The organism is Halomonas sp. BLK-85 (assembly GCF_044792155.1).
Taxonomy (GTDB): Bacteria; Pseudomonadota; Gammaproteobacteria; order Pseudomonadales; family Halomonadaceae; genus Vreelandella.
This window is the reverse complement of sequence record NZ_CP087731.1, coordinates 846,384-869,805: the sequence shown is the minus strand read 5'-3', so window position 1 is coordinate 869,805 and position 23,422 is coordinate 846,384. Positions and strand designations below refer to the sequence as shown.

The following is a 23,422-nucleotide window of genomic DNA, read 5'->3' as shown; positions in this document are numbered from 1 at the left end:
AACTTAAACACAGGGCTTAAGCACAGGACTTTGGCGGCATCAGATGCGCGAGCTCCCAGTCATCCATGCGTGCATCCAGATGCGCATGTACCTGCGCCGGCGTGTCCAGCTGCATGACCTCATCAAGGAGCTGTTGCGCATCCACCAGGGTGACCCTGCGAATGGCCGCACGCACCTTGGGCAAATTGGGGGCATTCATGGAGAGGCTGTTAAAGCCCATGGCCATCAGGAGTAAGGCCCCTGCCGGGTCTCCCGCCAGCTCGCCGCAGAGTGAAATCGGCTTGTCCAGCCGTCTGGCATCCTGGGACAGTTCCAGCAGCGCCCCCAGAAGAGCAGGATGCAGGGCATCATAAAGGCTGGCCACCCTGGGGTTATTTCTGTCGACTGCCAGCAGGTACTGGGTCAGGTCGTTACTGCCCACTGAAAAGAAATCAACCCGCTTGGCCAGGGCATCCATCTGATAGATCGCCGCCGGCACTTCAATCATGACGCCGACCTTGGGCCGCTCAACGGCAATACCTTCTTCTCCCAGCTCCTCGATCGCCCTTTCCATCAGGCGCAAGGCTTCATCCACTTCTTCCACATTGGTGATCATCGGGAAGAGCACATACAGATTGTCCAGCCCCTGGGATGCCTTGAGCATGGCACGCAGCTGCACCATCAGCACTTCCGGATGATCCAGCGTCACCCGCATGCCCCGCCAGCCCAGGAAGGGGTTGGCTTCCTCGATCGGAAAGTAGGGCAAGTCCTTGTCACCACCGATATCCAGGGTCCGCATGATGACGGGCAAGGGCGAAAAACTTTCCAGCTGATCCCGATACAGCCGGGTCTGCTCCTTTTCACCGGGAAAGCGCTCGGTAATCATGAAGGGTACTTCGGTACGGTACAGGCCCACCCCGCTGATACGGCTTTTCAGCAAGGCCACCACATCCACGGTCAGGCCGGTATTGACCATCAGCGGCACCTTGTAGCCGTCCGGTGTCTGGCTGGGCAGGTCCTGTTCGTGCTCCAACAGGGCCGTCAGGGCCTTTTCTTCTTCAATCAGGGTGGTGTAATGAGCGTTCAGCTCAGGGCCGGGGCGGACGAACAGGCGCCCGCGATGACCGTCCAGCACCACAGGGGCGCCGGACAGGCGTGGCAACGGCAGATCAACCATTCCGAGCACCGTGGGTATCCCCATGGCCCGGGCAATAATCGCCACGTGGGAAGTGCTTGAACCGCGCACCGACACCAGGCCTTTGAGACGCTCTCGCGGCACCTCACCCAGCATGGCCACGCTGATTTCGTCGCCGACCAGGATGGCGTTTTCCGGATAGGTATCCGGCGTGGAGGGCGTATCCTCCTGCAGGTGCGCCAGCACACGGCGGCCAAGATCACGAATATCCGCCGCGCGTTCGCGCAGATAGTTGTCATCTACGCGCTCCAGGTACTGCACATGTCGGCGCACCACATCGGCCAGAGCGCCTGGCGCCCATTGGCCCTCACGGATGCGCTTTTCCACTTCCTCGGTCAGGGCGGCTTCACCCAGCATCTGCTGGTAGACATCAAACAGCGCCAGTTCCTGGGCTGAAATACGATTGACCAGACGTTCTGCCGCCGCACGAATTTCGTCGCGGGTCCTGCTGACCGCTTCCTTGAGACGGGCCACCTCATAGTCCATATCGCTGGGCACCAGGTCTGGCACACTGTTGAGGTCGGCCGGAGGCGAGATGACCACCGCCTCGCCCATACCGATACCCGGTGATGCGGCCACCCCCTTGAAGGTTGCCTGACTGCCTGCCAGCGACGGACGCGTAAAATTACCGGTGGCCAGGGCATGCGCCAATACACCTGCCAGCTGCGCTGCCATGGTGACCAGAAAAGCTTCATCCTCATCGTCATAGCGGCGCTTTTCTGCCTGCTGCACCACCAGTACGCCAAGCATCTGGCGCTGGTGAATGATAGGAACGCCCAGGAAGCTTGAGTAACGCTCCTCGCCGGTGGATTCAAAATAGCGAAAGTGAGGATGCAGCTGCGCATCCTCCAGATTGAGAGGCTCACTGCGTTTGGCCACCATGCCCACCAGGCCCTCCCCCACGGGCAGGACCACCCGGCCGACCGCCTGGGTGCGAAGACCAATGGTCTCCATCAGGATGAGTGATTCGAGCTCCTGATCGTAAAGATAAAACGAGCACACATCAGTATGCATGGCCTTGCGGATCCGGCGCACCATGGTCGCCAGCGCCGCATCCAGATTGCGGGCGCCATTCACTTCCTGAATGACGCGGCGCAGCACCTCGAGCATGGACGTTTTACTTTTCACTGATATTGGCCTCGCTGAGGAAGATTAGGGTTCACCTGACCTTGAAGAACCGTCGCTTGATGGCGCCTGGCTTGTCGCTGACGACTCTGTCAGCGCTGAATCGCCTTCCAGGGCAATGCGCTGAAGGCGTGGTGAAAGCTCTCGCAGTGCGCGGCGATAGACTTCCCGCTTGAACGGCACCACCTGCCCGAGCGGGTACCAGTAGCTGACCCAGCGCCAGCCGTCGAATTCAGGCTTGGGGGTTGCCGTCATGCAAATCTGGCTTTCCTGACAGCGAATCTGCAATAAAAACCACTTCTGTTTCTGGCCGATGCACACCGGCCTGGCATGGGTTCTAATCATGCGACGTGGTAGGCGATAGCGCAGCCACCCTCGGGTGCAGGCAACAATATCAACGTCATTGGCGGTCAGGCCAATTTCCTCATGCAACTCACGAAAGAGCGCCTGATGGGGCGTTTCACTTGACTTGATGCCTCCCTGAGGGAATTGCCACGCGTTCTGCCCTACACGACGCGCCCAAAGCAGTTGCCCCTGAGCGTTCGCAATAATAATGCCAACGTTGGGGCGAAAGCCGTCTGCGTCGATCACGGACGTCACCTTAGTAAATTTTCAGTTACCCCCATTTTTCCACAAGCAAGACAAGCGTATCAATACAATATAACGCCAAGTGGTTAAACCGGGGGGACTCTGCGATAATTCATCGCCCTGTCAGTCGTGATATTTGATGACCAAGATACCATTAAGGGGAATGCTGTGAGTCTGGCCATTTTCGATCTGGACAACACCTTGCTATCTACCGACAGCGACCATGCCTGGGGCGAATTCCTGCTCGAGCAGGGCGCGGTCGATGCCGTGGCTTACCAAGCCGCCAATGAACGCTTCATGGCGGACTATAATGCGGGCACTCTGGATATCGATGCCTTCCTGGAAGTGGCGTTGAAACCGCTGGCCGATAACAGCCCCGAACAGCTTGCCGCCTGGCATCAGCAGTTCATGGTCAGCAAGATTGAACCGCACATCCTGCCCAAGGCCGAGGAGCTGATTGCCCGCCACCGCACGCGCGGCCATACCCTCTTGATCATCACCGCCACCAATCAGTTCATCACCGGCCCGATTGCTGAACGGCTGGGCATTGATCACCTGATTGCCGTGCAGCCTGAAATGGTTGATGGGCGCTACACCGGCAAGGTCGACGGTATTCCCAGCTTTCGGGAGGGCAAGGTCGCGCGGCTTGAGCAATGGCTGGAACACCAGGAAATGACCCTCGACGGCGCCTGGTTCTATAGCGATTCTCATAATGACCTGCCGCTCCTGGAGCAGGTGGATCACCCTGTCGCGGTCGACCCCGACGACACCCTGCGCGAAATCGCCGAACAGCGTCAGTGGCGAATCATGAGCCTGCGCGATTGAGTCATGATTCGTGAGTGGTTAGCACAATAAAAACCCCGCAGGCGTCAGCTTGCGGGGTTTTGCGTCTATCGAGCGCTTTATCAGGCGCTCCATAAAACATGCTTAGCCAAGCAGATGTTCGACGGCGGCACGCTCTTCGCGCAGTTCTTTTTCGGTCGCAGCCATCTTTTCTTTGCTGAAGGCATCCAGCTCAAAGCCCTGGACGATTTCATACTTGCCAGCGTGGCAACGCACCGGGTAGGAATAGATGATGCCTTCCTCGATGCCGTAGCTGCCATCCGACGGGATCGCCATGCTGACAATGCCCTTGCTGCCCAGCGCCCAATCGTGCATGTGATCAATGGCGGAAGACGCCGCAGATGCTGCAGAGGATGCACCACGTGCCTTGATGATGGCTGCGCCACGCTGCTGGACGGTCGGAATAAAGTCGTTTTCGTACCAGTCGCGCTCAACCAGATCAAAGGCAGCCTTGCCGTCGACCGTGCACTGGGCAAGATCCGGATACTGGGTAGCACTGTGGTTCCCCCAGATAATCATGCCCTCAACATCGGTCACATGCTTGCCGGTTTTCTGAGCCAGCTGGGTCAGTGCACGGTTATGATCAAGACGCGTCATGGCAGTGAACTGGCCTGCATCCAGATCCGGCGCATTGCAGGATGCAATCAGGGCGTTGGTGTTGGCCGGGTTACCGACCACCAGCACACGTACATCACGGCTTGCATGGTCGTTCAGCGCCTTGCCCTGCACCGAGAAAATGGCGGCGTTGGCTTCCAGCAGATCCTTACGCTCCATGCCCGGCCCACGCGGACGTGCACCTACCAGCAGCGCAAAGTCGGCGTCTTTGAAGGCAACGTTCGGGTCATCCGTGGCAACGATATCCTGTACCAGCGGGAAAGCACAGTCGTTGACTTCCATCACCACGCCATTCAAGGCGTCAAGGGCCTGGGGAATTTCCAGCAGCTGGAGAATCACCGGCTGGTCCTTGCCCAGCATGTCGCCAGCAGCAATACGAAAAATAAGTGAATAGCTGATCTGACCGGCGCCGCCGGTAATCGCAATACGAACGGGATCTTTCATCATGACTCCTTGGTTAATTGGCCTTGATACGACCAAGAGCGGAATGCCGACAAGAGCGCCTTTTGCCACCCACGACACCACTCAGGACGAGCCGATGGTATGCGCAGCGCAACAAAAACTCAATCAGACCTGCGGCTAGTTATGCCAGCGCCAGGCAGTTTTCCTGTCGTTTATGAGCCGCTGTTACGGCTCAGGCATGCAAAAGCACTGGCCGGCGCCTTTCAGGGCACTGCCAGTGCTCGATAATGACAGGAAAGAGGCAGCAGCGCCCGGATCAGGCCGGGGCTTTGGCCTGTTCGGGGCTGTGCGCCGCATGCAGTTTCGCGATCAGCTGATCTTCAAGTGCAAAGCGTTCGGCAAGCCCTTTTGACAGACGATCAATCCAGGCCGGCAAACGGACAAGATTCTGCTGGCAGCGAACCGGCGTGGCATAGTCATTATCGAACTCAAGGGTCATTTCCGTGGACATTTCCAGGCGTTCCAGCAAACTGGCGGCCAGCGCCAGCGCGGCGTCATCCCCAAAGGCCTTGGCTTCGTCAGCCAGCTGGGGATACACCTCAAAGTGTCCGGCGCTGATGTAATCCATCAGCAGTTCGCTGAAACTGTCCACCTGGGCTTTGTTCACGCTTTCAAGCTCGGCATCGCAGGTCTGCTGCAATGCCATGAAACTGACCAGCAGCGCCTTGCGTTGCTGGAGCCAGCGATCAATCAAAGCGTGGACGCCACCCCAGCGCTCCTGGGCATTTTTGCAGTCTTCGAGCATGAGGGCCATCTCCCTGTTATCAGGCCAAATAGATGGATCACCCCTGGCAGATCAGGCTGAATCAGAGGCCATACACGCAATGACCGACCCGGATGACGCCATCAGAAAACAACTCTGTTACACACAGTTAATAATAACCAAGCCTCTCCTTTACGGCTGCCGGTGTCAACCTCGCGAAGCGGCAAAAGATAGCCACAGCAGCCGGAGCGGGATCAGCGCCAATATCAGAAAGCCCACCAGTGTCCAGGCGGGTAGTGACAGCCCCAGCAGCATGAAATCAATTTCTGCACACTCCCCCGAGCCGGACAGCACACGGTTCACCACTTCCTGAAGGGGCAGCATGTCCATCATGTAGCTGAGGTCGGGCCCACAGGTGGGCACTTTATCCTCGGGCAGTGACTGCAGCCAGATATGACGCCCGGCAACAGAGGCACCGCCTGCCACTGTCAGCAGGCTCAAGAGGCCATAGAATGCCCTCCCCCATCGGCCCGACGGGTTATGTACCACGGCCACCAGTAACACCGCGGCGGTGGCCAGCACCCCCACGCGCTGAAATACGCACAGCGGGCAGGGGGCCAAACCGGCAATATATTGCAGTGCCAATGCCACGGCCATCATCAGGGCGCAGAAAGCAAGCCCTGCCAACGCCACGCTGCGCGTCGTTAACAGCATTATGAGAGCCCTCCGGCCGTGGATAAGGCTGCCAGGCGGGACTCCCGCGCCTGGGCAAAATAGCTTTCCAGGAATTCGTCGAAGCTGACCTGATCGGCTTCCTCAATATCGTGCTGCTGCTGATGCGAGGTTTCCACCAACTGATCCAGCAGGGCATGCCGGGAACGCAGCATCGGCTGCTGCTGCAGGGTCTCGCCTTGCTGCTTTGCCAGTGTCAGCATCAGCTCGCTCAGTGACACCTTCTGGTCATGCAGTGTGGCAAGCAGCTGGGCAGAGGGCGTGAGGTCAGGGTGCTTCAAGGCAGGCGACAGCGCGGAGACCGCATCGGCGTGCGGTGTGTTCTCTTCCATGGCATCCAGCAGGCCGGCAACCGTTATCATCTCGGCACATATCTGCTCACCCCACTCGGCGACGCTGACCGCTTCCCCCTGGCGCGTCAGGGTCAGCGCCGGGTCGCGGCCGCGGGCCACGACCAGACGACGATTATCGTCCAGGCGATCACACTCCTCATCGCTGATCCAGGGGCTTTCGCTGAGCAGACACCACAGCAGGAAGGTGTCCACAAAGCGGATCTGAGGCTCGGTAATACCCAGAGGATCAAACGGGTTCAGGTCCAGGCAGCGCACTTCAATATACTCAACGCCACGCGCTTCCAGCGCCTGGCTGGGGGTTTCATTATGCTTGGTCACTCGCTTGGGGCGAATATCACTGTAATATTCGTTCTCGATCTGCAGGATATTGGCATTCAGCTGCTGCCAGTCGCCGTCTATATTGACCCCCAGCTTTTCATAGTCAGGCCAGCTTGAAGAGATGGCATGGCGCAGGGTATTCACGTAGTTGCCCAGTGAGTTGAAACAGATCTTGAGCTGCTCCTGCACCTTGTTCTGGTAACCGAGATCCGACATGCGCAGCGTGGTTGCGTAAGGCGCATAGTCGGTTTCATCATCCAGCGCCTGGAGTTTTTGCGGCGATTTTCCACTGGGCAGGAAACTTTTATCAATGGCCGGAGAGGCACCGAACAGATAAAGCAGCAACCAGCTGTGACGCCGGAAGTTGCGAATCAGGGCAAAGTAGCGCGTTGAGCGGAAATCGTTGAACGCCGTCTGCCCTTCACCTTCCAGCGCCTGCAACGCCTGCCACATGCTGTCCGGAAGCGACACATTATAGTGTACGCCGGCAATGGCCTGCATGATGCGGCCGTAGCGCACATCCAGGCCCCTGCGATAGACCGTCTTCATGGTACCGATGTTGGAGGTGCCGTAGTCGGCAATCGGGATGCTATCGTTACCGTCCAGACGCGCGGGCATGCTACCCGGCCAGATCCACTCATTATCCAGCGCATGGTAGGTGAAGGTCTGCAGGTCACTCAGAAATGCCAGTGCATCGCGAGGCTGCGAGGTCACTGGCGTAATGAACTCCAGCAGAGCCTCGGAGTAATCCGTGGTGATGTGCGGATGGGTCAGCTTGGAACCTAAGGCATAGGGGTGCGGCGTCTGCGCCACCTGCCCCGTGGCGTCTACCCGCAAGCCTTCTTTTTCAATGCCGCGCCGCAGGCGGCCCAGACGGCCCGCTTTGGCCACCGGCATGAGATGATCCACCCTGTCCTGCAAGGTTGATGGCGCAGAAAATGCTGTCTCTGTGAGTGGTTCAGACAAAGTGAACACTCCTTGTGTCTGGTCCGCCAGCATTTGACGGATAAACGCGTTTTATATGTCGCCCAGGCGACGCAGAAGCGCAGGATATGGCGCCATGACGCCAACAATCAAGGCAATCTGACAATAGAATTACGCTATCGATATTCATGATGATCGACAATACCTCGAGGCGTTAGCTGTCCTGGCGCGCTTTCAGGAGGGCGGCGCCCAGTGCGCCGACGGCGGCCGGCTCCGGGGTTGCCTTGGCGGCTTTGCGCTGACCACGCTCGCTGGCAGGCCGGCTGTGGCCTTGTGTGGGGCCATGACCTGCCTCGCTGGAGGCCTGTTCAGGCTGATCATCCAGACGCATGGAGAGCCCTACCCGCTTGCGCGGTATATCCACGCTCATGACCTTGACGCTCACAATATCGCCCGCCTTGACCACACTGCGCGGATCATCAATAAAACGCTCAGAAAGCGCGGATATGTGTACCAGACCATCCTGGTGAACACCGATATCCACGAAGGCCCCAAAATGCGTCACGTTGGTAACGGTACCTTCCAGCACCATGCCCAGCGCAAGGTCTTGCAGGGTTTCGACCCCCTCGCGAAACTCGGCTGCCTTGAACTCAGGGCGCGGGTCCCGGCCAGGCTTATCCAGCTCGGCAATGATATCGGTCACCGTGTATACCCCAAAGCGCTCATCGGCAAAGTCGGCGGGCTTGAGTGCTTTGAGGGTGGCACTGTCGCCAATCAGACCTTTTACATCACGGTTCTGATGCCTGGCGATCTGCTCGACCAGGCGATAGGCTTCAGGGTGAACGGCGCTGGCATCCAGCGGGTTCGCGGCATTATTGATACGCAGAAAGCCCGCGCACTGCTCGAACGTCCTGGGTCCCAGGCGGCTGACGTCCAACAGCTCTTTGCGGCTATTGAATGCGCCTTTGGCATTGCGTTGGGCAACGATGTTTTCCGCCAGGGTGGATGACAGGCCGGCAACCCGCGACAGCAAGGCGCTGGAGGCTGTATTCAGATCAACGCCTACCGCATTGACACAGTCTTCAATCACCGCCTCAAGGGACCTGGACAGCTGAAGCTGGGAAACATCATGCTGGTATTGGCCCACCCCAATCGATTTGGGTTCGATCTTGACCAGCTCGGCCAGCGGATCCTGCAAACGGCGTGCAATGGACACGGCGCCGCGCACCGTAACATCCAGATCCGGCAGCTCGCGGGAAGCGTATTCCGAGGCGGAATATACCGAGGCGCCGGCCTCAGACACCATGACCTTGCGCAGACGATGCTCAGGGGCCATGCGCTTGACCAGTTCAGCAGCCAGCCTGTCAGTCTCACGGCTGGCAGTGCCGTTGCCCACTGCAATCAGTGCGACGCCGTGCTGTTTTACCAGACGGGCAAGTTCCGCCAGCGCCTTGTCCCATTGTTTCTGTGGGGCGTGAGGGTAGATCGTGGCCTGGTCGACAAACTGGCCGGTGGCATCCACCACCGCTACCTTGCAGCCGGTTCTCAGGCCAGGGTCGATTGCCAGGGTCACTTGCTGCCCGGCCGGAGCGGCCAGCAACAGATCCTTGAGATTGGCCGCAAATACCTCGATGGCGGTCAGTTCGGCCTGTTCACGCAGGCGGCCAAGAAGTTCGGTTTCAAGGGCGGTGTAGAGCTTGACCCGCCACGTCCAGCGCACCACTTCATTCAACCACTTATCCGCCGGGCGTCCTTCATCACGCACGCCCACCTGGCGGGCAATGACAACCTGCGCCGGATGCACCGGCGCATCCTCTTCACCCGGTAGACGGATCGCCAGCCCCAGCACGCCTTCATTGCGGCCACGGAACATCGCCAAGGCGCGGTGTGACGGCACCTTGGCAAGTTTTTCATCATGTTCGAAGTAGTCAGAGAACTTGGCGCCTTCCTGCTGTTTGCCGTCAAGCACCCTGGCGCTCAGCTCGCCTTCCTGCCAGAGCCGCTCGCGCAGCTGACCGACCAGCTCAGGGTCTTCCGCAAAACGCTCCATCAGGATCTGTTTGGCACCGTCCAGGGCGGCCTTGGGATCTTCAATAGCGCCAATGTCACCGTCGGCCGGACGCAGATAGGCGTGGGCTTCGTGTTCCGGCGTCAGTGCCGGGTTGCCCAGCAGTGCGTCCGCCAATGGTTCCAACCCGGCCTCACGCGCAATCTGCGCCTTGGTACGACGCTTTTTCTTGAAGGGCAGGTAAAGATCTTCCAGGCGCTGTTTGGTATCGGCTGCCTCCAGCTGGCGGGCCAGTTCAGGCGTCAACTTGCCCTGTTCATCAATGGCCGCCACCACGCCGGCACGGCGTTCTTCCAGTTCGCGCAGATAACGCAGGCGCTCATCCAGTTGGCGCAGCTGGGTATCATCCAGCGCACCGGTCACTTCCTTGCGATAACGCGCGATAAACGGAACCGTTGCCCCCTCGTCCAGGAGGGCGACGGTAGCCGATACCTGCTGGGGGCGAACACCGAGCTCATCCGCGAGCCGGGTAAGAATACGCTGATTGACATCCATAGATAGCAACAATCTCATGCAGCCTTGATAAAGCCATCAAGGTATCACAATCAGCGCCAGGACGCCTCAGGCCGGGACAAAACGCAAGGCGGCGCCATTATTGCACCAGCGCAGCCCGGTGGGCTCTGGGCCATCATCAAATACATGCCCCTGGTGCCCCCCGCAACGGGCGCAATGGTATTCCACCCGTGGCCAGACCATGGCAAAGTCGAGCTGGCTGAGCATATGCCCCTCCACGTGCTCGAAGTAGCTGGGCCAGCCGGTACCAGAATCATATTTCATATCGCTGGTGAACAGCAGCAGATCACAGCCGGCACAGCGGTATTCACCTTCACGCCACTCTGCATCCAGAGGGCTTGAAAAGGGTTCCTCTGTGCCGTGTTGTCGTAGCACGTAAAAGGCTTTGTCGGAAAGTCGTTCACGCCACTGGGCTTCGGTAAGCTCGAGGGGTTCAAGCGCTGGGTCCGCCTCCAGCTTGACACGCGGAAAGCCAAACGACAGCCCGGGTAGCATTCCGGTCAGGCCTGTCAGCCCGGCCAGGCCCAAAAAATGACGACGTTTCATCAGGACAAGACTCCAGACGTGTGAAAAAAAGAGGTGGTGCCTGGGCACCACCTCTTTGAGACACCATTGTTTACCTGATGTTCTACACGATCACTTTTTCGTACACCGTCGCTTTTGCTGATGCTGGCCCGGCGTTGTGTCAGGTCAGCTGCGGGCCAGCCAAGACGATGGCTTCATTCACGCCTTCAAACTTCTTGAAGTTATCCACAAACTTGGTGGCCAGTTCCTTCATGTGACGCTTGTAGGCTTCCTTGTCCTGCCAGGTTTCACGCGGGTCCAGCAGGCTGGAATCAACGCCGGGAACCGCTACGGGCACCTGCAGGTTCAGCCCATCAATCTGCTGGGTGTCTACATCGCGCAGAACGCCCGACTGAATGGCGGTAATAATGGCTCGCGTGGTAGGAATCGAGAAGCGTGAGCCACCTTCACCGTAGGCACCGCCAGTCCAGCCGGTGTTGACCAGATAAACCTGGGCATCTTTCTTTTCGACCCGCTTGATCAGCAGATCCGCATACTCCCGTGCCGGGCGCGGGAAGAAAGGCGCCCCGAAGCAGGTTGAAAAGGTCGCTGCCAGACCTTCGGAGGAGCCCATTTCGGTAGAGCCCACCTTGGCGGTGTAGCCTGACAGGAAATGATAGGCAGCCGCTTCCTTGGACAGCACGGACACGGGTGGCAATACGCCCGACATATCACAGGTCAGGAAGACAATGGCATTGGGCTCACCGGCACGATTTTCCGGCACCCGCTTTTCAATATGCTCCAGCGGGTAAGCCGCACGGGAGTTCTGGGTCAGGCTGTCATCGGCGTAGTCCGGCTCGCGGCGGTCATCCAGCACCACGTTTTCCAGCACGGTACCGAATTTGATGGCGTTCCAGATAACCGGCTCATTCTTCTCGGAAAGGTCGATACATTTGGCATAGCAGCCACCTTCCATGTTGAAGACGGTGTCATCGCCCCAGCCGTGCTCATCATCACCAATCAGGTAGCGCGCCGGATCGGCGGACAGCGTGGTCTTACCGGTGCCGGAAAGCCCGAAGAACAGGCAGGTTTCACCGTCTTCACCCACGTTGGCCGAGCAGTGCATGGGCAGCACGTCTGCGTCCGGCAACAGGTAGTTCTGGACCGAGAACATGGCCTTTTTCATTTCACCGGCATAGCGCATGCCGGCGATCAGTACCTTCTTCTCAGCAAAATTGATGATCACGCAACCATCGGAGTTGGTGCCATCGCGGTCCGGCTCGCAGACAAAATACGGGGCGTTGAAAATCTGCCAGGCATCCTTGGCGCTCGGGTTATACACCTCTGGGCGCACGAACATGGTCCGTCCAAACAGGTTGTGCCAGGCCGTTTCGGCGGTTACCCGGACAGGCAGATAGTGCTCAGGATCACTGCCCACGTGCAGTTCCGAGACGAAGTTATCATGGCATTGCAGGTAATCATCGACGCGAGCCCAGAGTGCGGAGAACCTGTCGGCATCAAACGGACGGTTCACGCTGCCCCAGTCGATGCTGTCGCGGGTCGATGGCTCATCGACAATAAAACGATCCTTGGGTGAGCGCCCGGTACGTTCGCCGGTACTCACTACCAGCGCACCGTTTGCAGACAAACGGCCCTCACCACGAGCCACGGCACGCTCGATCAACTCGGCAGTATTCAGGTTTACGTGGGCTTGAGGAGCAGCTTGTGTCGTGGTCATGTCGATTCCTGGGCCTTGGGCCATTTATCCGTTTACCCGGCGTCTCCGACGCCTGCAAAAAACATTCCCGACCGGCTTGACCTGGTCGGGTACGCTAAAATCGCGAGCATTATGACAAAAAGAAAGCCCCCGGAAAATGGAGGCTTAAGGCAAAGATTCTGTAGTTAAACTACAACATGCACACAACATTTTGTGCTGCAGCGCGAAGCCCAGTTAAAACAACTGTTCGACAGGAGGACCAAGTCAGCTGATTATCCAATGGCTTATCAGCAGACACTCAGCGCCGAATGGCATTCGTCCACGACTACATTTTCAGTGAATGGTGGGGGGCGGGGCCGTCGGATCTTCCAAAAGCGTTTCCACTTCGGCCGCAGTGTAGTGATATTCCGTGTGGCAGAAATGACATTGGGTGTCGATGGCGCCCTGCTCGGCCAGGATATCACGCAACTCGTCGGCCCCCAGGCTCAGCAAGGCATTGGCCATGCCCTCACGGGAGCAGGTGCAGCCAAAGCGCAGTGCCTTGGGTTCAAACACGCGGACAGTCTCTTCATGATAGAGCCGATAGAGCACCTCGCGCTGCTCAAGCCCGAGTATTTCCTCGCGCTTGATGGTGGACGCCAGGTGCACACTGCGCTCCCAGGCATCGACGTCCTGGTTCTGGGCTTCACTGGGCAGACGCTGCAACAGCAGGCCACCCGCGCGCTTGCCATCGGCCGCCAGCCACATCCGGGTGGGCAGCTGTTCGGATTGACTGAAATAGGCTTCCAGGCACCCGGCCAGATCCTCATGGTCCAGCGCCACAATGCCCTGATAGCGATTGCCGTCCCTGGGGTCCAGGGTGATGACTATCTGGCCGTTACCGACCAGTTCACGGAAAGCGGCTTCACCGTCCGGCAAGGCGGCACCTTCGGCTACCCGGGCAATCGCACGTAGCTCTCCCCCGGGGTTGGATTCGGCCATCAACAATGACAGCGCCCCCTGGCCGCGCACTTCGATACTCAGAGTGCCATCCAGCTTGACGGTATCGGTCAGCAGGCCAACGGCCGCGAGCAGTTCGCCCAGCAAGGTGTTAACCGCCTGCGGATACGCATGGCGATCGAGCACTTCGTGATACGCCTGCTCGAGGGTGACAATCTCACCGCGCACATTGGTTTGGTCAAACAGGAAACGTTGAATTTGGTCAGGCATAGAGGCAACCGGTAGAAAATTGAAAGGCCAGCAATCAGCAGATAGGGCGTCACTCGCCCTGCTGACGCTGAAAACGCTGAATATCACGCCGTTGCTTTTTATCCGGGCGCTTGAGCGGGTGCTGCATCACTTCGTTGGTCAGGCGGCGGGCTTCGGCCTCTTTGTGACGCCGCTGGACGCTGTCTTCAGTTTCAGCGTACAGCTTGCGGGCTTCCGGCGCGCCACGGCGCTGGTCAGACAGCGACAGCACTTCTACCTCGTAGATATCCCACCCCTGAGGTACGCGAATCAGGGCTCCCAGCTCGACACTCTTGCTGGTCTTGACCCGTGCACCATCATACTGAACCTTGCCACCTTCAATGGCTTTCTTGGCCAGGGCGCGGGTCTTGAAAAATCGTGCGGCCCACAGCCATTTATCAAGTCGAACGCTATCACTCATCGCAATACTCCGAAGCGGTTGGTGAAGGCTGCATCAGGTCTGCAAAACGATCGAGTGCCACAAATTCCTTGAGCACTTTTTCCGGGCGCTGACTGTCAGGCTCGCGGATACCCAGCAGATAACGGATACCGAATTCACGCGCACTTTCCAGCACCCTGGGGTTATCGTCAATAAACAGGGTACGGGCTGGGTCAAAGGGCTCTATCTCCTGCAGGGCAAACCAGAAAGCCTGTTCTTCCTTGGCGGCGCCCACATCCTGGGAAGAGACGATTGCATCCAGATAGCTTTCCAGCCCCGTCAGCGGCAGTTTGAGTGCCAGGCTTGCGCGGTCTGCATTGGTGGCCAGAATGACACGGGGGTGCCGGGTTTTAAGCCATTGCAGAAAATCCAGGGCGTCGCCGCGCAGGCCAATCAGGTGCTGGACCTCCCGCTTGAGGGCGATGATGTCCACTCCCAGTTCCTGGCTCCAGTAATCCAGGCTGTACCAGCTCAGGGTGCCCCGCATGTCGGTGATACGTGCAATCAGTTGCGCTTTCGACAATCGCGCTTGCGAGGCTTCATCCAGCTGATGCAGCTCGACATAGCGACGCGGCAGATGTTCAAGCCAGAAATGGCTATCAAAGTGCAGGTCAAGCAGGGTGCCATCCATATCCAGAAGCACGGTATCTATTGTCTGCCAGTCGATCATGTCAACTCCTGCCCGGGTCAAAACGTGAATTCAAAACAGTGTTATTGTACCGCAATTAACCCAGCACCAGCCACGGAGGCCGCAGATGTCATCGCTTGATTCCTCTTCAGCGTCACACCCAGACCCATCAGCATCAGATGAGCAAGGTAACACCCAATACCTGCAGAAACCCAGGATACTGGCTTGCCACAAGGTAACCCGTAGCCGGCTTTTCGAGGTAGAGTCCCTTGATCTGCGTTTTTCCAACGGTGAAGAGCGCACATTCGAACGGCTGACCGGCAGTCAAAGGGGCGCTGTCATGATAGTGGCCATGCCAGACCCCCAGCATGTGCTGATGATTCGTGAATATGCCGCCGGGTTCGAGGAGTATATCCTTTCGCTACCCAAGGGCCTGGTCGACCCCGGAGAGGACATGGTGACCGCTGCCAACCGCGAGTTGATGGAAGAGTGCGGCTTTGGCGCCCACTGCATCGAGCCGCTGGCTGAGCTTTCTCTGGCGCCCAACTATATGGGCCACCGTATGCAGGTTCTGCTGGCCACCGACCTGTATCCCAAGCGCCTGCCGGGCGACGAGCCGGAACCCCTGATTGTTGAAACGCACGCCCTGGAAGAGCTGCCCGCCCTGCTGTTGCGCGAGGATTTTCACGAGGCCCGCGCAATTGCCGCCCTGTATATTGCGCGCGACAAGGTCAAGGGCGAGGAAAGCAGCCACGACCAGGGGCTTTTCTAGGGTCTGTTGACGTTTCCTCACGGCACTCGGCCGTGAGGTGCAGGCGCTACCCAAACACAACGTCGGCAACGTCCTGATAATGCTCCGCAAAGTGCACGGTGACACCATCGGTAATGTAATCCGGCAGTTCGGCATAGTCGCGCCGGTTGGCCTCGGGCAGAATCACCTCAAAGATATCGCTGCGCCGGGCGGCAATCACTTTTTCACGAATGCCGCCGACCGGTAACACCTGACCGGTGAGTGTCAGCTCGCCGGTCATCGCCAGAGGACGGTTTATCGACTGATGCCTGGCGAGTGACAGCAAGGCAGTGGTCATCGACACCCCGGCAGAGGGGCCGTCCTTGGGTGTCGCTCCTTCAGGCACGTGGAGGTGCACAAAGGCCGAATCAAAAAAATCCGCGTCAGCGCCGTGCGCCTGCAGATGGCCCAGCGTGTAGCTATAGGCAATATTGGCTGACTCCTGCATGACATCGCCCAGCTTGCCGGTCAGCTTGAAGCCACGATCCAGGCTGTGCACCTTGGTGGCTTCAATCGGCAGCGTCGCACCGCCCATCGAGGTCCAGGCAAGCCCGGTGACCACGCCCTCGCCTTTAAGCACTTTTTCCTTGCGGAAAATCGGTGCACCGAGAAACTCTTCCAGATTATTGATCGACACCTTGACGGTTTGCTGGTCATTCTCCAGCAGCTTGACCGCGGCCTTGCGCACAATCCGATGCAGCTGCTTTTCCAGTTGGCGCACACCGGCTTCCCGGGCATAACCTTCAATCACCTGCCTGAGTGCCGCATCGGTGAGGTTGATGCGTTTTTTGCTCAGGTTGTCGCGCTTGAGCAGCTTGGGCCACAGATGGTGCTTGGCGATCGCAACTTTTTCCTCTGCGATATAACCTGACAGCCGAATCTGCTCCATGCGGTCCAGCAAGGGGCCGGGGATCGAGTCCAGGGTATTGGCCGTACACACAAACAGTACCTTGGAGAGATCCATGCGGACATCCAGATAATGATCCAGAAAATCCACATTCTGTTCAGGGTCGAGCACTTCCAGCAGGGCTGACGCAGGATCGCCCTGATAGGACTGACCCAGCTTGTCGATTTCATCCAGCATGATGACCGGGTTCTCAACCGCGACGTCCTTGAATGCCTGCACCAACTTGCCCGGCATGGCGCCGATATAGGTGCGCCGATGCCCCTTGATTTCAGCCTCATCGCGCATGCCGCCGACTGAAAAGCGATAGAACTCGCGCCCCAGGGCTTCCGCGATTGAGCGGCCAACCGAGGTTTTACCTACCCCCGGCGGACCCACCAGCAACACCATGGAGCCACCGACATCCCCCTTGAAGGTACCTTCGGCAAGAAACTCGATAATGCGCTCCTTGACGTCCTTGAGACCGTCATGGTCACGGTCCAGCACCGTACGGGCATGCGACAGATCCAGCTTGTCATCACTGGTGACGCCCCAGGGCAGGCAGGTCAGCCAATCCAGATAGTTACGCGTGGTGCCGTATTCCGGCGAGCCGGTCTCCAGTACGCTGAGCTTGTTAAGCTCATCGTCAATGCGCTCCTGTACCCGTTCGGGCACCGTCAGGTGTTCCAGACGGGCGCGAAAGGTATCCACATCGTTTTCGCGGTCATCCTTGGAAATGCCCAGCTCACGCTGGATGACCTTGAGCTGTTCGCGCAGGAAAAACTCTCGCTGGCGCTCCTCCATCTGGGCGTTGACCTGCTCGCTGATCTCGCTTTGCAGCTGGGCAACGTCGATCTCCTTGCGCAGCAGCGGCAAGACTTTCTGCATCCGCTCGCTGACCGGCAAGGTAGCCAGTACGTCCTGAAGCTCAGGGCCCTTGGCAGACGTAATCGCGGCGGCAAAGTCCGTCAATGGCCCCGGCTGATTGGGACTGAAACGGTTGAGGTAATGCTTCAACTCTTCGCCATAGAGCGGATTGATCGGCAACAACTCCTTGATGCCGTTAATAATCGCCATGGCGTAAGCGCGGGTTTCCTCATTTTCCGCATCAACGGGTTCCTTGGGATAGCTGACCTCGACCAGATACGGCGGTGTCCGGGATAACCAGCGCTGAATCTTGAAACGCTGCAACCCCTGAGCAATAAACTGCACCTGCTCATCTTCACTTTTCAGCTTGTGAACCTTGACGGCGGTTCCCACCTCCGGGAAATCGTCCTCACTGAGCCCATCCAGGCCGGCCTCGCCAACAAAGGCGACACCAATGGTGTGATGGGGCGTATTGCCGACCCGGCGCATGGTCTCTTCCCAGCGTTCACGGTTGATCACCAGGGGCTGAACCTGGGCAGGGAAAAATGGCCGGTTATGAATCGGCAGCAAGTAGATGCGTTCTGGCAGGGCGTCACTCGCCGAAATCAGTGAATTAACTTCTTCACCGTCTGAGCGGAAGCCCTCTGATGACGATGCTTCATAGGCTGACGTTTCCTCTTCGGCCAGCCACTCGGGAGCATCGTTTGCCTGACCTGTATTATCCTGGTCAGTGCTGTCATCGCGGTCACGGGTATGACGGTCGTGTTCGTCGGTGTCGTGAGGATGATTGAAGTCCTGGTCGCTCATGCGCCCTCCATTCAATAAATCGGCGGCATGATCGCCGCCCGTTGTTGCTTAAAAAATGCGGGCGAGCATCACAAACTTCAAGGCGGGGTAACAAAATCGCTGGCGCCTGGCAGGCCAGCCCGGCGTCTCCCTTCAGAATTCGGGCAGCGGGCGACCGTTGACGCGCCAGTTTCCAGCGACAAGATCAAACGTCAACGACCGGGTACCTATCGGCAGCCCTAGCCACAGAGCGGCTATCGAGGGCGCATCTTCCCAGGTGATATCACCGTCCAGGCGGGAACGCCAACGCGCCTGCATGGCTTCATTGTCCGCATCCACAAGGCTCAGCTCCTGAAGATCCCGAGCATCAAAAAACAGCGCGCCGCTTGCGCTGGCATTGATCTCCAGCAGCGGGCTTTGGAGGTTTATGGTAGTGATATCCAGCCGAGGAGAGTCCTGAAGCGCCTCCAGCATCAGCGGTTCCAGGCGGGTTAACAGGCCATCTGCCACTGGCATGGCGGTATCCCCCCAGGCGGCTTCCTGGCTCAACCTGGTAAATATCTGACGCACCGAATCCGCATTGATACGTGACAGTTCAGCGGCAACTCTTCCCTTTAGAATAGGCGTGTCCGGGGCGTCCTCTTTCAACACGGTATCACCAATGACAAGCTCGCCTGTGACTCTCAGCTCGCGTTCATCAAGGTGCATTTCGCTATGTAGATCAAGAGGCTGAATCTCAAGATCAAGCTCCGGATGGTCAAGACTCAGGGTACTGATATGCAGATGGTCACGCTGATTGAAATGGTAGGCATCTTCGATGTAGGTATAACGACTTTCAAGCTCGACCGGACCAAGCTGCAGGCCGGCTTCGCCATCGCTCAGGGTGAGCTGATCCAGGCTGGCATTCACGCGCCAATCACCATAGACGCCTTCAATACGTACCCTGGCATCTCTTATATCCAGCTCACGGCCGTTTTGCTCAATAATCAACGGCGCCAGCGCCAGGCGCAGTTCGGTTCGCCCGCCCAGGGTGTAATAACGCCCCTGCCAACGTGGATAAAAAGGCACTGACACATCTCCCACCGCCTGCTGCAACCGGGTATCCAGCCTGGGCAGCAAATCACCTTCAATAGCAGTGCTCAAAATGCCATGACGCGCCTGGTAGGGCACTTCCAGTCGCCAGGGTCGCCCCAGCAGTGGCGAAATAACGATGCGCCCGTTGGAGGACAGCCAGCCAGGGTGGCTTTCCACCCGCTGCATACGCCACTCACCGCGGGCATTCAGGTCACTCAGTGCCTGGCGCAGACTGTATTCGAACAGAATACTGGAAAGCAGCTGAGCTGCCATCCACAGGGCCGCCAAAGAGGCTATGATGGGGACAACAAGTCGTTCCTTGCGCATGATGCCACTCCCGGGAACACCGCCTTGACGGGAACACCGTCAGGACGGCAACACCAATCAATGCAACCAGAACCATAAATGCATGGTACTCCAGGCATATAAACCGGCCATTACATCGTCAATCATGATGCCAAAACCACCGGCCACACGGCGGTCAGCCCAGCGTATCGGCCAGGGTTTGAACACATCGAAGATGCGAAATACCACAAATCCCCAGAGTGCGGACTCCCAGGAAAAGGGCACAGCGGCCATGGTAATCCAGTAACCGACAAATTCGTCCCAGACTATGCCGGAATGATCGTGAACTCCCAGGTCCCTGGAAGTCTTGTCACATAGCCATACACCCACGATGAAGGTGACGACAATAATTCCCATGTACCAGCCAAAGGGCAGGTCCGCCATCAGCCAGTAGAAGGGAATGGCTGCCAGAGTACCAAAGGTACCTGGCGCAAAAGGCACGACACCACTGCCTAGACCAAAGGCAAAAAAATGCGTGGGGCGCCGCCAAACGCTCGCAGGCGCTTTATTCATGGCGTTTCTCCCACAAAATGTTGCCAGCCATCCTGGCATTCAGACATTACACCGCTGACCCCTGGCGTGTCGACACATTGGCCAATTGCTGTCAAGGGAATGCCCAGGCGGGCCAGGGTCGAGCAAGCCTCTCGCCAATGGTCTGGCGGGATACTGACCAGCAGCTCATAGTCATCGCCGCCGCTAAGTGCCGCCTGCCGTGCACCTGACTGACCCAGCGCATCCTGCAACCCCTCAACCAGGGGAAGGGCATCGGCATCAAGCTCAGCGCCAACGCCTGACGCCCGCCGCAAATGTCCCAGATCGGCCAGCAGCCCATCAGAGATATCCAGCGCTGCCGACGCCACTCCGCTCAGCGCCTGCCCTGCCGCCAGGCGTGGCGTGGGCAGCAGATAGCGCTTTATCAGAGGATGCGCCAGGTCACGCTCTCCCTGTTGCCAGAGCGCAAGCCCCCCTGCTCCACCTCCCAGGGCACCGGTGACGGCGATGATATCCCCCGGGCGGGCACCGTGACGGGTCAGCGCCTGTCCGCTGGCAACCTCGCCCATCACGGTCACACTGATCGCCAGCTGACCGGCGGTAACATCGCCTCCCACCAGGCCGGTGTCATGGCGTGAGCACAGCGCCAGGAAGCCCTCTGAATAGGCGTGCATCCAGGCGCGACCGGTGACGGCATCTGCCCATGTGCGCTGGTCAAGCGCCAGCGCCATCAGGCACCAACGTGATTGCGCACCCATCGCCGCCAGATCAGAAAGCGCGACCGCCAATGCACGATGACCCACTGCATGGGCCGGTGCATCGGCGGGAAAATGCACATCCACCACAGACGTGTCCACGCTGACCACCAGCTGCTGGCCGGCGGTAGGCGTCAGCAAGGTGGCATCGTCACCCACGCCCAAGGCAACGCCTTCACCTGCAGCGGTTGTGAAGAACTCTTGGATCAGATCAAATTCGGCTAACACCTTGCCCCCTTGATCACCCAGGCAGGCGCCAATCAGCGCCGACGCGCGCTGACTTCAGCACTACGCAGACGGCTGGCCAGTTTATCCAGAATGCCATTGACATATTTATGGCCGTCTGTGGCGCCAAAGGATTTCGCCAGCTCGACCCCTTCATTGATCACCACGCGGTACGGCACCTCGTGGCGCTTGGCCAGCTCGTACGCCCCCAGGCGCAGGATCGCCAGCTCGACAGCATCCAGATCGACCAGGCGGCGATCCAGCAGCGGTGCGATATCGCGATCCAGCTCTTCCCTGAAGCGTGCCGTGTTATGCAGCAGATCGTGGAACAGCGCCTGATCGGCGATCTGCATGACCTTGGCCCAGTTCTCGTGGTCTTCCAGATCGTCATCCGGCGTCTGGCTGCGAAACTCGGCTTCAATCGACGTCATCGACTTACCGGTCATCTGCCATTGATACAGCCCCTGCACGGCCAGCTCGCGGGCCGCATGACGGCCTTCCTGAGCGGCAGTCGGTTTACGGGGTTGGGTCATTGCGCGGCCTCCGGAGAAAGCGCGCGTAGCAAGGAGACCATTTCCATTGCCGCCATGGCCGCTTCCGTGCCTTTATTGCCTGCCTTGGTGCCGGCGCGCTCGATAGCCTGTTCAATCGATTCGACGGTCAATACACCGTTAGCGACCGGCGTATCAAACTCAAGCTGCAGGGAGTTCATCGCGGTATTGCAGCCGCCGGCAACGTATTCAAAATGCGGGGTGCCACCACGAATCACCGCGCCCAGGGCAATCACCGCATCCGGGTTGACCGTCTTGAGCACCTTCTTGACCGCCAGTGGCAATTCCCAGGCACCGGGCACATGAACAATCTGGATCTGCTCGCTATCAACGCCGTGGCGCACGAGGCTGTCCACCGCGCCTTCCACCAGACTATCGACCACGTGGTGGTTGAAGCGGCCAACCACAATCACGTAACGGCCACCAACATCAAAGAAATTGCCTTCAACTTGAGAAAGGGGTTCCATCAATCATTACCTGCTTAAAATGAATCCTGCTAAAAATGAGTCTGGCTGACCCGCCAGGCTTGGTGCCGCGTCTATGGGTGGCTGTCGTCAGGGTTCAGGCGTTCAACCACTTCCAGGTCAAAACCGGAAAGCGCCGAAAACTTCCACGGCGAACTGAGCAAACGCATCTTGCCAACGCCCAGATGACGAAGAATCTGCGACCCTGTGCCAATGGTCAGATAGTTACCTGCGCCATCCGAATCACTGGAGCGTGGCTGACGTACCCGATCGAGCAGAATATCCAGCTGGTCTTTAAGATCCTGATGCGGGCGTGAATCATCAATCAGCACGAACACACCGGGTGCCGAATCGCCGATTTCAGCCAGCGATCGCTGGGCGCCCCAGCGCTGCTTGCCATCCTTCATCAGGCCCATGATATCGCGCAGCGTGTCGGCCAGATGAACGCGCACCGTGGTGGGTTGATCCGGACTCGGCTGACCGTTGACCAGCGCAAGGTGGTGGGCACCCTGGATACGGTCGCGAAACACGTGCAAGGTCATCTCACCGAAGGCGGTTGGCTGGGGCAGCGCTTCCACATGATCGACCGTCTGCTCATTGATAATACGATAATGAATCAGATCGGCAATCGTGCCCATCTTGATGCCATGGGTCTGCGCAAAGGTTTCCAGCTCAGGGCGCCGAGCCATACTGCCATCGTCGTTCATGATTTCGCAGATCACACCGCTGGGGTCACACCCCGCCAGCGCGGACAGATCGCAGGCCGCTTCGGTATGCCCGGCACGCCGCAAGACGCCACCCGGCTCTGCCATCAACGGAAAGATATGCCCCGGCTGGACAATATCGGCCGGCTGAGCATTCGCGGCAACGGCGGCCTGCACAGTACGCGCACGATCTGCTGCGGAAATCCCCGTCGTGACTCCTTCCGTTGCTTCAATAGAAAGAGTGAACTTGGTGCCAAAGCCGGAACCGTTGTCCCTGACCATTAACGGCAGGTTCAGCTGCTCGCAGCGCGCACGGGTCATCGGCAGACAGATAAGCCCGCGGGCATGACGTGCCATGAAATTGATATGCTCGGCCTGGACTTTCTCAGCCGCCATGATGATGTCGCCTTCGTTCTCGCGATCCTCATCATCCATCAGGATCACCATCTTGCCCTGGCGAATATCGTCGATTAATTCTGCGATAGGGGCCAAACCCCCAGAGGAGTGCGCCATGAAATCTCCCAGTCTGAGTCGCATTAGTGCGATGTGCGCG

General features: G+C 58.5%; 22 protein-coding genes. 3 read left to right on the top strand and 19 right to left on the bottom strand.

Annotated features, from left to right (window positions below; genetic code table 11):
• Window positions 1–16 precede the first annotated feature (16 nt).
• Both ptsP and LL947_RS03790 read right to left on the bottom strand, forming a co-directional pair.
• Entirely contained in the window at window positions 17–2,284 is a 2,268-nt protein-coding gene (ptsP, locus tag LL947_RS03795; protein WP_290822011.1) for a phosphoenolpyruvate--protein phosphotransferase, read from the bottom strand.
• A 42-nt stretch (window positions 2,285–2,326) separates the two neighbouring features.
• Window positions 2,327–2,890 carry an RNA pyrophosphohydrolase gene (locus LL947_RS03790; RefSeq protein ID WP_404416570.1) on the bottom strand — a complete coding sequence of 188 codons (564 nt, stop codon included), beginning with the start codon at window positions 2,888–2,890 and terminating at the stop codon, window positions 2,327–2,329.
• A gap of 165 nt (window positions 2,891–3,055) precedes the next feature.
• Here LL947_RS03790 and LL947_RS03785 point away from each other — a divergent pair, with 165 nt between their 5' ends.
• Window positions 3,056–3,712, top strand: a complete 657-nt coding sequence (locus LL947_RS03785; RefSeq protein WP_499834017.1) for a histidinol-phosphatase — start codon at window positions 3,056–3,058, stop codon at window positions 3,710–3,712.
• A 102-nt stretch (window positions 3,713–3,814) separates the two neighbouring features.
• On the opposite strand, the gene LL947_RS03780 is transcribed toward LL947_RS03785, so the two are convergent.
• Complete coding sequence (locus tag LL947_RS03780) at window positions 3,815–4,789, bottom strand: malate dehydrogenase (protein WP_290821943.1); 975 nt, start codon at window positions 4,787–4,789, stop codon at window positions 3,815–3,817.
• A gap of 1 nt (window position 4,790) precedes the next feature.
• Between LL947_RS03780 and LL947_RS03775 the strand changes: the two genes are divergently transcribed.
• On the top strand, window positions 4,791–4,928 hold the full coding sequence (locus tag LL947_RS03775) for a hypothetical protein (RefSeq protein ID WP_290821944.1): 138 nt from the start codon (window positions 4,791–4,793) through the stop codon (window positions 4,926–4,928).
• 135 nt (window positions 4,929–5,063) lie between these two features.
• Here LL947_RS03775 and rsd read toward each other — a convergent pair whose 3' ends face one another.
• The 9 genes from rsd to yrfG form a co-directional block, all read right to left on the bottom strand.
• On the bottom strand, window positions 5,064–5,552 hold the full coding sequence (gene rsd, locus LL947_RS03770) for a sigma D regulator (protein ID WP_499834016.1): 489 nt from the start codon (window positions 5,550–5,552) through the stop codon (window positions 5,064–5,066).
• A gap of 165 nt (window positions 5,553–5,717) precedes the next feature.
• A complete protein-coding gene (locus LL947_RS03765) occupies window positions 5,718–6,224 on the bottom strand; it encodes a disulfide bond formation protein B (protein ID WP_290821949.1) in 507 nt (168 codons plus the stop codon).
• Window positions 6,224–7,879 (bottom strand): glutamate--cysteine ligase, encoded by a 1,656-nt coding sequence (gshA, locus tag LL947_RS03760; RefSeq protein WP_499834015.1) that lies wholly within the window; start codon window positions 7,877–7,879, stop codon window positions 6,224–6,226. Before gshA ends, LL947_RS03765 begins: the two co-directional genes overlap by 1 nt.
• 172 nt (window positions 7,880–8,051) lie before the next feature.
• The gene (locus tag LL947_RS03755; RefSeq protein ID WP_499834014.1) at window positions 8,052–10,400 is read right to left on the bottom strand and encodes a Tex family protein; all 2,349 of its coding nucleotides are present in this window, start codon (window positions 10,398–10,400) and stop codon (window positions 8,052–8,054) included.
• A gap of 66 nt (window positions 10,401–10,466) precedes the next feature.
• Window positions 10,467–10,964 carry a peptide-methionine (R)-S-oxide reductase MsrB gene (gene msrB / locus LL947_RS03750; RefSeq protein WP_290821960.1) on the bottom strand — a complete coding sequence of 166 codons (498 nt, stop codon included), beginning with the start codon at window positions 10,962–10,964 and terminating at the stop codon, window positions 10,467–10,469.
• A 139-nt stretch (window positions 10,965–11,103) separates the two neighbouring features.
• Window positions 11,104–12,660 (bottom strand): phosphoenolpyruvate carboxykinase, encoded by a 1,557-nt coding sequence (locus LL947_RS03745; protein ID WP_499834013.1) that lies wholly within the window; start codon window positions 12,658–12,660, stop codon window positions 11,104–11,106.
• A gap of 312 nt (window positions 12,661–12,972) precedes the next feature.
• Window positions 12,973–13,848: an Hsp33 family molecular chaperone HslO gene (hslO, locus tag LL947_RS03740; protein ID WP_290821964.1), complete on the bottom strand. Its 876-nt coding sequence runs from the start codon at window positions 13,846–13,848 to the stop codon at window positions 12,973–12,975.
• A gap of 49 nt (window positions 13,849–13,897) precedes the next feature.
• Window positions 13,898–14,287, bottom strand: a complete 390-nt coding sequence (gene hslR, locus LL947_RS03735; protein WP_290821966.1) for a ribosome-associated heat shock protein Hsp15 — start codon at window positions 14,285–14,287, stop codon at window positions 13,898–13,900.
• Window positions 14,280–14,975 (bottom strand): GMP/IMP nucleotidase, encoded by a 696-nt coding sequence (yrfG, locus tag LL947_RS03730; RefSeq protein WP_499834012.1) that lies wholly within the window; start codon window positions 14,973–14,975, stop codon window positions 14,280–14,282. The genes hslR and yrfG overlap by 8 nt, the downstream gene beginning before the upstream one ends.
• A gap of 85 nt (window positions 14,976–15,060) precedes the next feature.
• On the opposite strand from yrfG, the gene nudE reads away from it, so the two are divergent.
• Window positions 15,061–15,705 carry an ADP compounds hydrolase NudE gene (gene nudE / locus LL947_RS03725; protein ID WP_499834011.1) on the top strand — a complete coding sequence of 215 codons (645 nt, stop codon included), beginning with the start codon at window positions 15,061–15,063 and terminating at the stop codon, window positions 15,703–15,705.
• 46 nt (window positions 15,706–15,751) lie between these two features.
• Here nudE and lon read toward each other — a convergent pair whose 3' ends face one another.
• The 7 genes from lon to ribBA all read right to left on the bottom strand — a co-directional run bounded on the left by lon (window position 15,752) and on the right by ribBA (window position 23,382).
• Window positions 15,752–18,280, bottom strand: a complete 2,529-nt coding sequence (gene lon / locus LL947_RS03720) for an endopeptidase La (RefSeq protein ID WP_499834010.1) — start codon at window positions 18,278–18,280, stop codon at window positions 15,752–15,754.
• A gap of 132 nt (window positions 18,281–18,412) precedes the next feature.
• Window positions 18,413–19,660: a DUF945 family protein gene (locus tag LL947_RS03715; protein ID WP_499834009.1), complete on the bottom strand. Its 1,248-nt coding sequence runs from the start codon at window positions 19,658–19,660 to the stop codon at window positions 18,413–18,415.
• Between the two features lie 57 nt (window positions 19,661–19,717).
• On the bottom strand, window positions 19,718–20,191 hold the full coding sequence (locus tag LL947_RS03710) for a phosphatidylglycerophosphatase A family protein (protein WP_290821975.1): 474 nt from the start codon (window positions 20,189–20,191) through the stop codon (window positions 19,718–19,720).
• A complete protein-coding gene (thiL, locus tag LL947_RS03705; protein ID WP_404416540.1) occupies window positions 20,188–21,153 on the bottom strand; it encodes a thiamine-phosphate kinase in 966 nt (321 codons plus the stop codon). Before thiL ends, LL947_RS03710 begins: the two co-directional genes overlap by 4 nt.
• Window positions 21,154–21,185: 32 nt before the next feature.
• Window positions 21,186–21,683 carry a transcription antitermination factor NusB gene (gene nusB, locus LL947_RS03700; RefSeq protein ID WP_404416537.1) on the bottom strand — a complete coding sequence of 166 codons (498 nt, stop codon included), beginning with the start codon at window positions 21,681–21,683 and terminating at the stop codon, window positions 21,186–21,188.
• Entirely contained in the window at window positions 21,680–22,168 is a 489-nt protein-coding gene (gene ribH / locus LL947_RS03695) for a 6,7-dimethyl-8-ribityllumazine synthase (RefSeq protein WP_290821981.1), read from the bottom strand. The genes nusB and ribH overlap by 4 nt, the downstream gene beginning before the upstream one ends.
• Window positions 22,169–22,239: 71 nt before the next feature.
• Window positions 22,240–23,382 (bottom strand): bifunctional 3,4-dihydroxy-2-butanone-4-phosphate synthase/GTP cyclohydrolase II, encoded by a 1,143-nt coding sequence (gene ribBA, locus LL947_RS03690; protein WP_290821983.1) that lies wholly within the window; start codon window positions 23,380–23,382, stop codon window positions 22,240–22,242.
• Window positions 23,383–23,422 lie beyond the last annotated feature (40 nt).

Bases quoted from the DNA above. Each gene is read 5' to 3' on its own strand.
- ptsP (WP_290822011.1), bottom strand. From the start codon at position 2,284: ATGCTCGAGGTGCTGCGCCGCGTCATTCAGGAAGTGAATGGCGCCCGC.
- LL947_RS03780 (WP_290821943.1), bottom strand. From the start codon at position 4,789: ATGAAAGATCCCGTTCGTATTGCGATTACCGGCGGCGCCGGTCAGATC.
- LL947_RS03775 (WP_290821944.1), top strand. From the start codon at position 4,791: ATGACTCCTTGGTTAATTGGCCTTGATACGACCAAGAGCGGAATGCCG.
- rsd (WP_499834016.1), bottom strand. From the start codon at position 5,552: ATGCTCGAAGACTGCAAAAATGCCCAGGAGCGCTGGGGTGGCGTCCAC.
- LL947_RS03765 (WP_290821949.1), bottom strand. From the start codon at position 6,224: ATGCTGTTAACGACGCGCAGCGTGGCGTTGGCAGGGCTTGCTTTCTGC.
- LL947_RS03755 (WP_499834014.1), bottom strand. From the start codon at position 10,400: ATGGATGTCAATCAGCGTATTCTTACCCGGCTCGCGGATGAGCTCGGT.
- msrB (WP_290821960.1), bottom strand. From the start codon at position 10,964: ATGAAACGTCGTCATTTTTTGGGCCTGGCCGGGCTGACAGGCCTGACC.
- LL947_RS03745 (WP_499834013.1), bottom strand. From the start codon at position 12,660: ATGACCACGACACAAGCTGCTCCTCAAGCCCACGTAAACCTGAATACT.
- hslO (WP_290821964.1), bottom strand. From the start codon at position 13,848: ATGCCTGACCAAATTCAACGTTTCCTGTTTGACCAAACCAATGTGCGC.
- hslR (WP_290821966.1), bottom strand. From the start codon at position 14,287: ATGAGTGATAGCGTTCGACTTGATAAATGGCTGTGGGCCGCACGATTT.
- yrfG (WP_499834012.1), bottom strand. From the start codon at position 14,975: ATGATCGACTGGCAGACAATAGATACCGTGCTTCTGGATATGGATGGC.
- nudE (WP_499834011.1), top strand. From the start codon at position 15,061: ATGTCATCGCTTGATTCCTCTTCAGCGTCACACCCAGACCCATCAGCA.
- lon (WP_499834010.1), bottom strand. From the start codon at position 18,280: ATGAGCGACCAGGACTTCAATCATCCTCACGACACCGACGAACACGAC.
- LL947_RS03715 (WP_499834009.1), bottom strand. From the start codon at position 19,660: ATGCGCAAGGAACGACTTGTTGTCCCCATCATAGCCTCTTTGGCGGCC.
- LL947_RS03710 (WP_290821975.1), bottom strand. From the start codon at position 20,191: ATGAATAAAGCGCCTGCGAGCGTTTGGCGGCGCCCCACGCATTTTTTT.
- nusB (WP_404416537.1), bottom strand. From the start codon at position 21,683: ATGACCCAACCCCGTAAACCGACTGCCGCTCAGGAAGGCCGTCATGCG.
- ribH (WP_290821981.1), bottom strand. From the start codon at position 22,168: ATGGAACCCCTTTCTCAAGTTGAAGGCAATTTCTTTGATGTTGGTGGC.
- ribBA (WP_290821983.1), bottom strand. From the start codon at position 23,382: ATGGCGCACTCCTCTGGGGGTTTGGCCCCTATCGCAGAATTAATCGAC.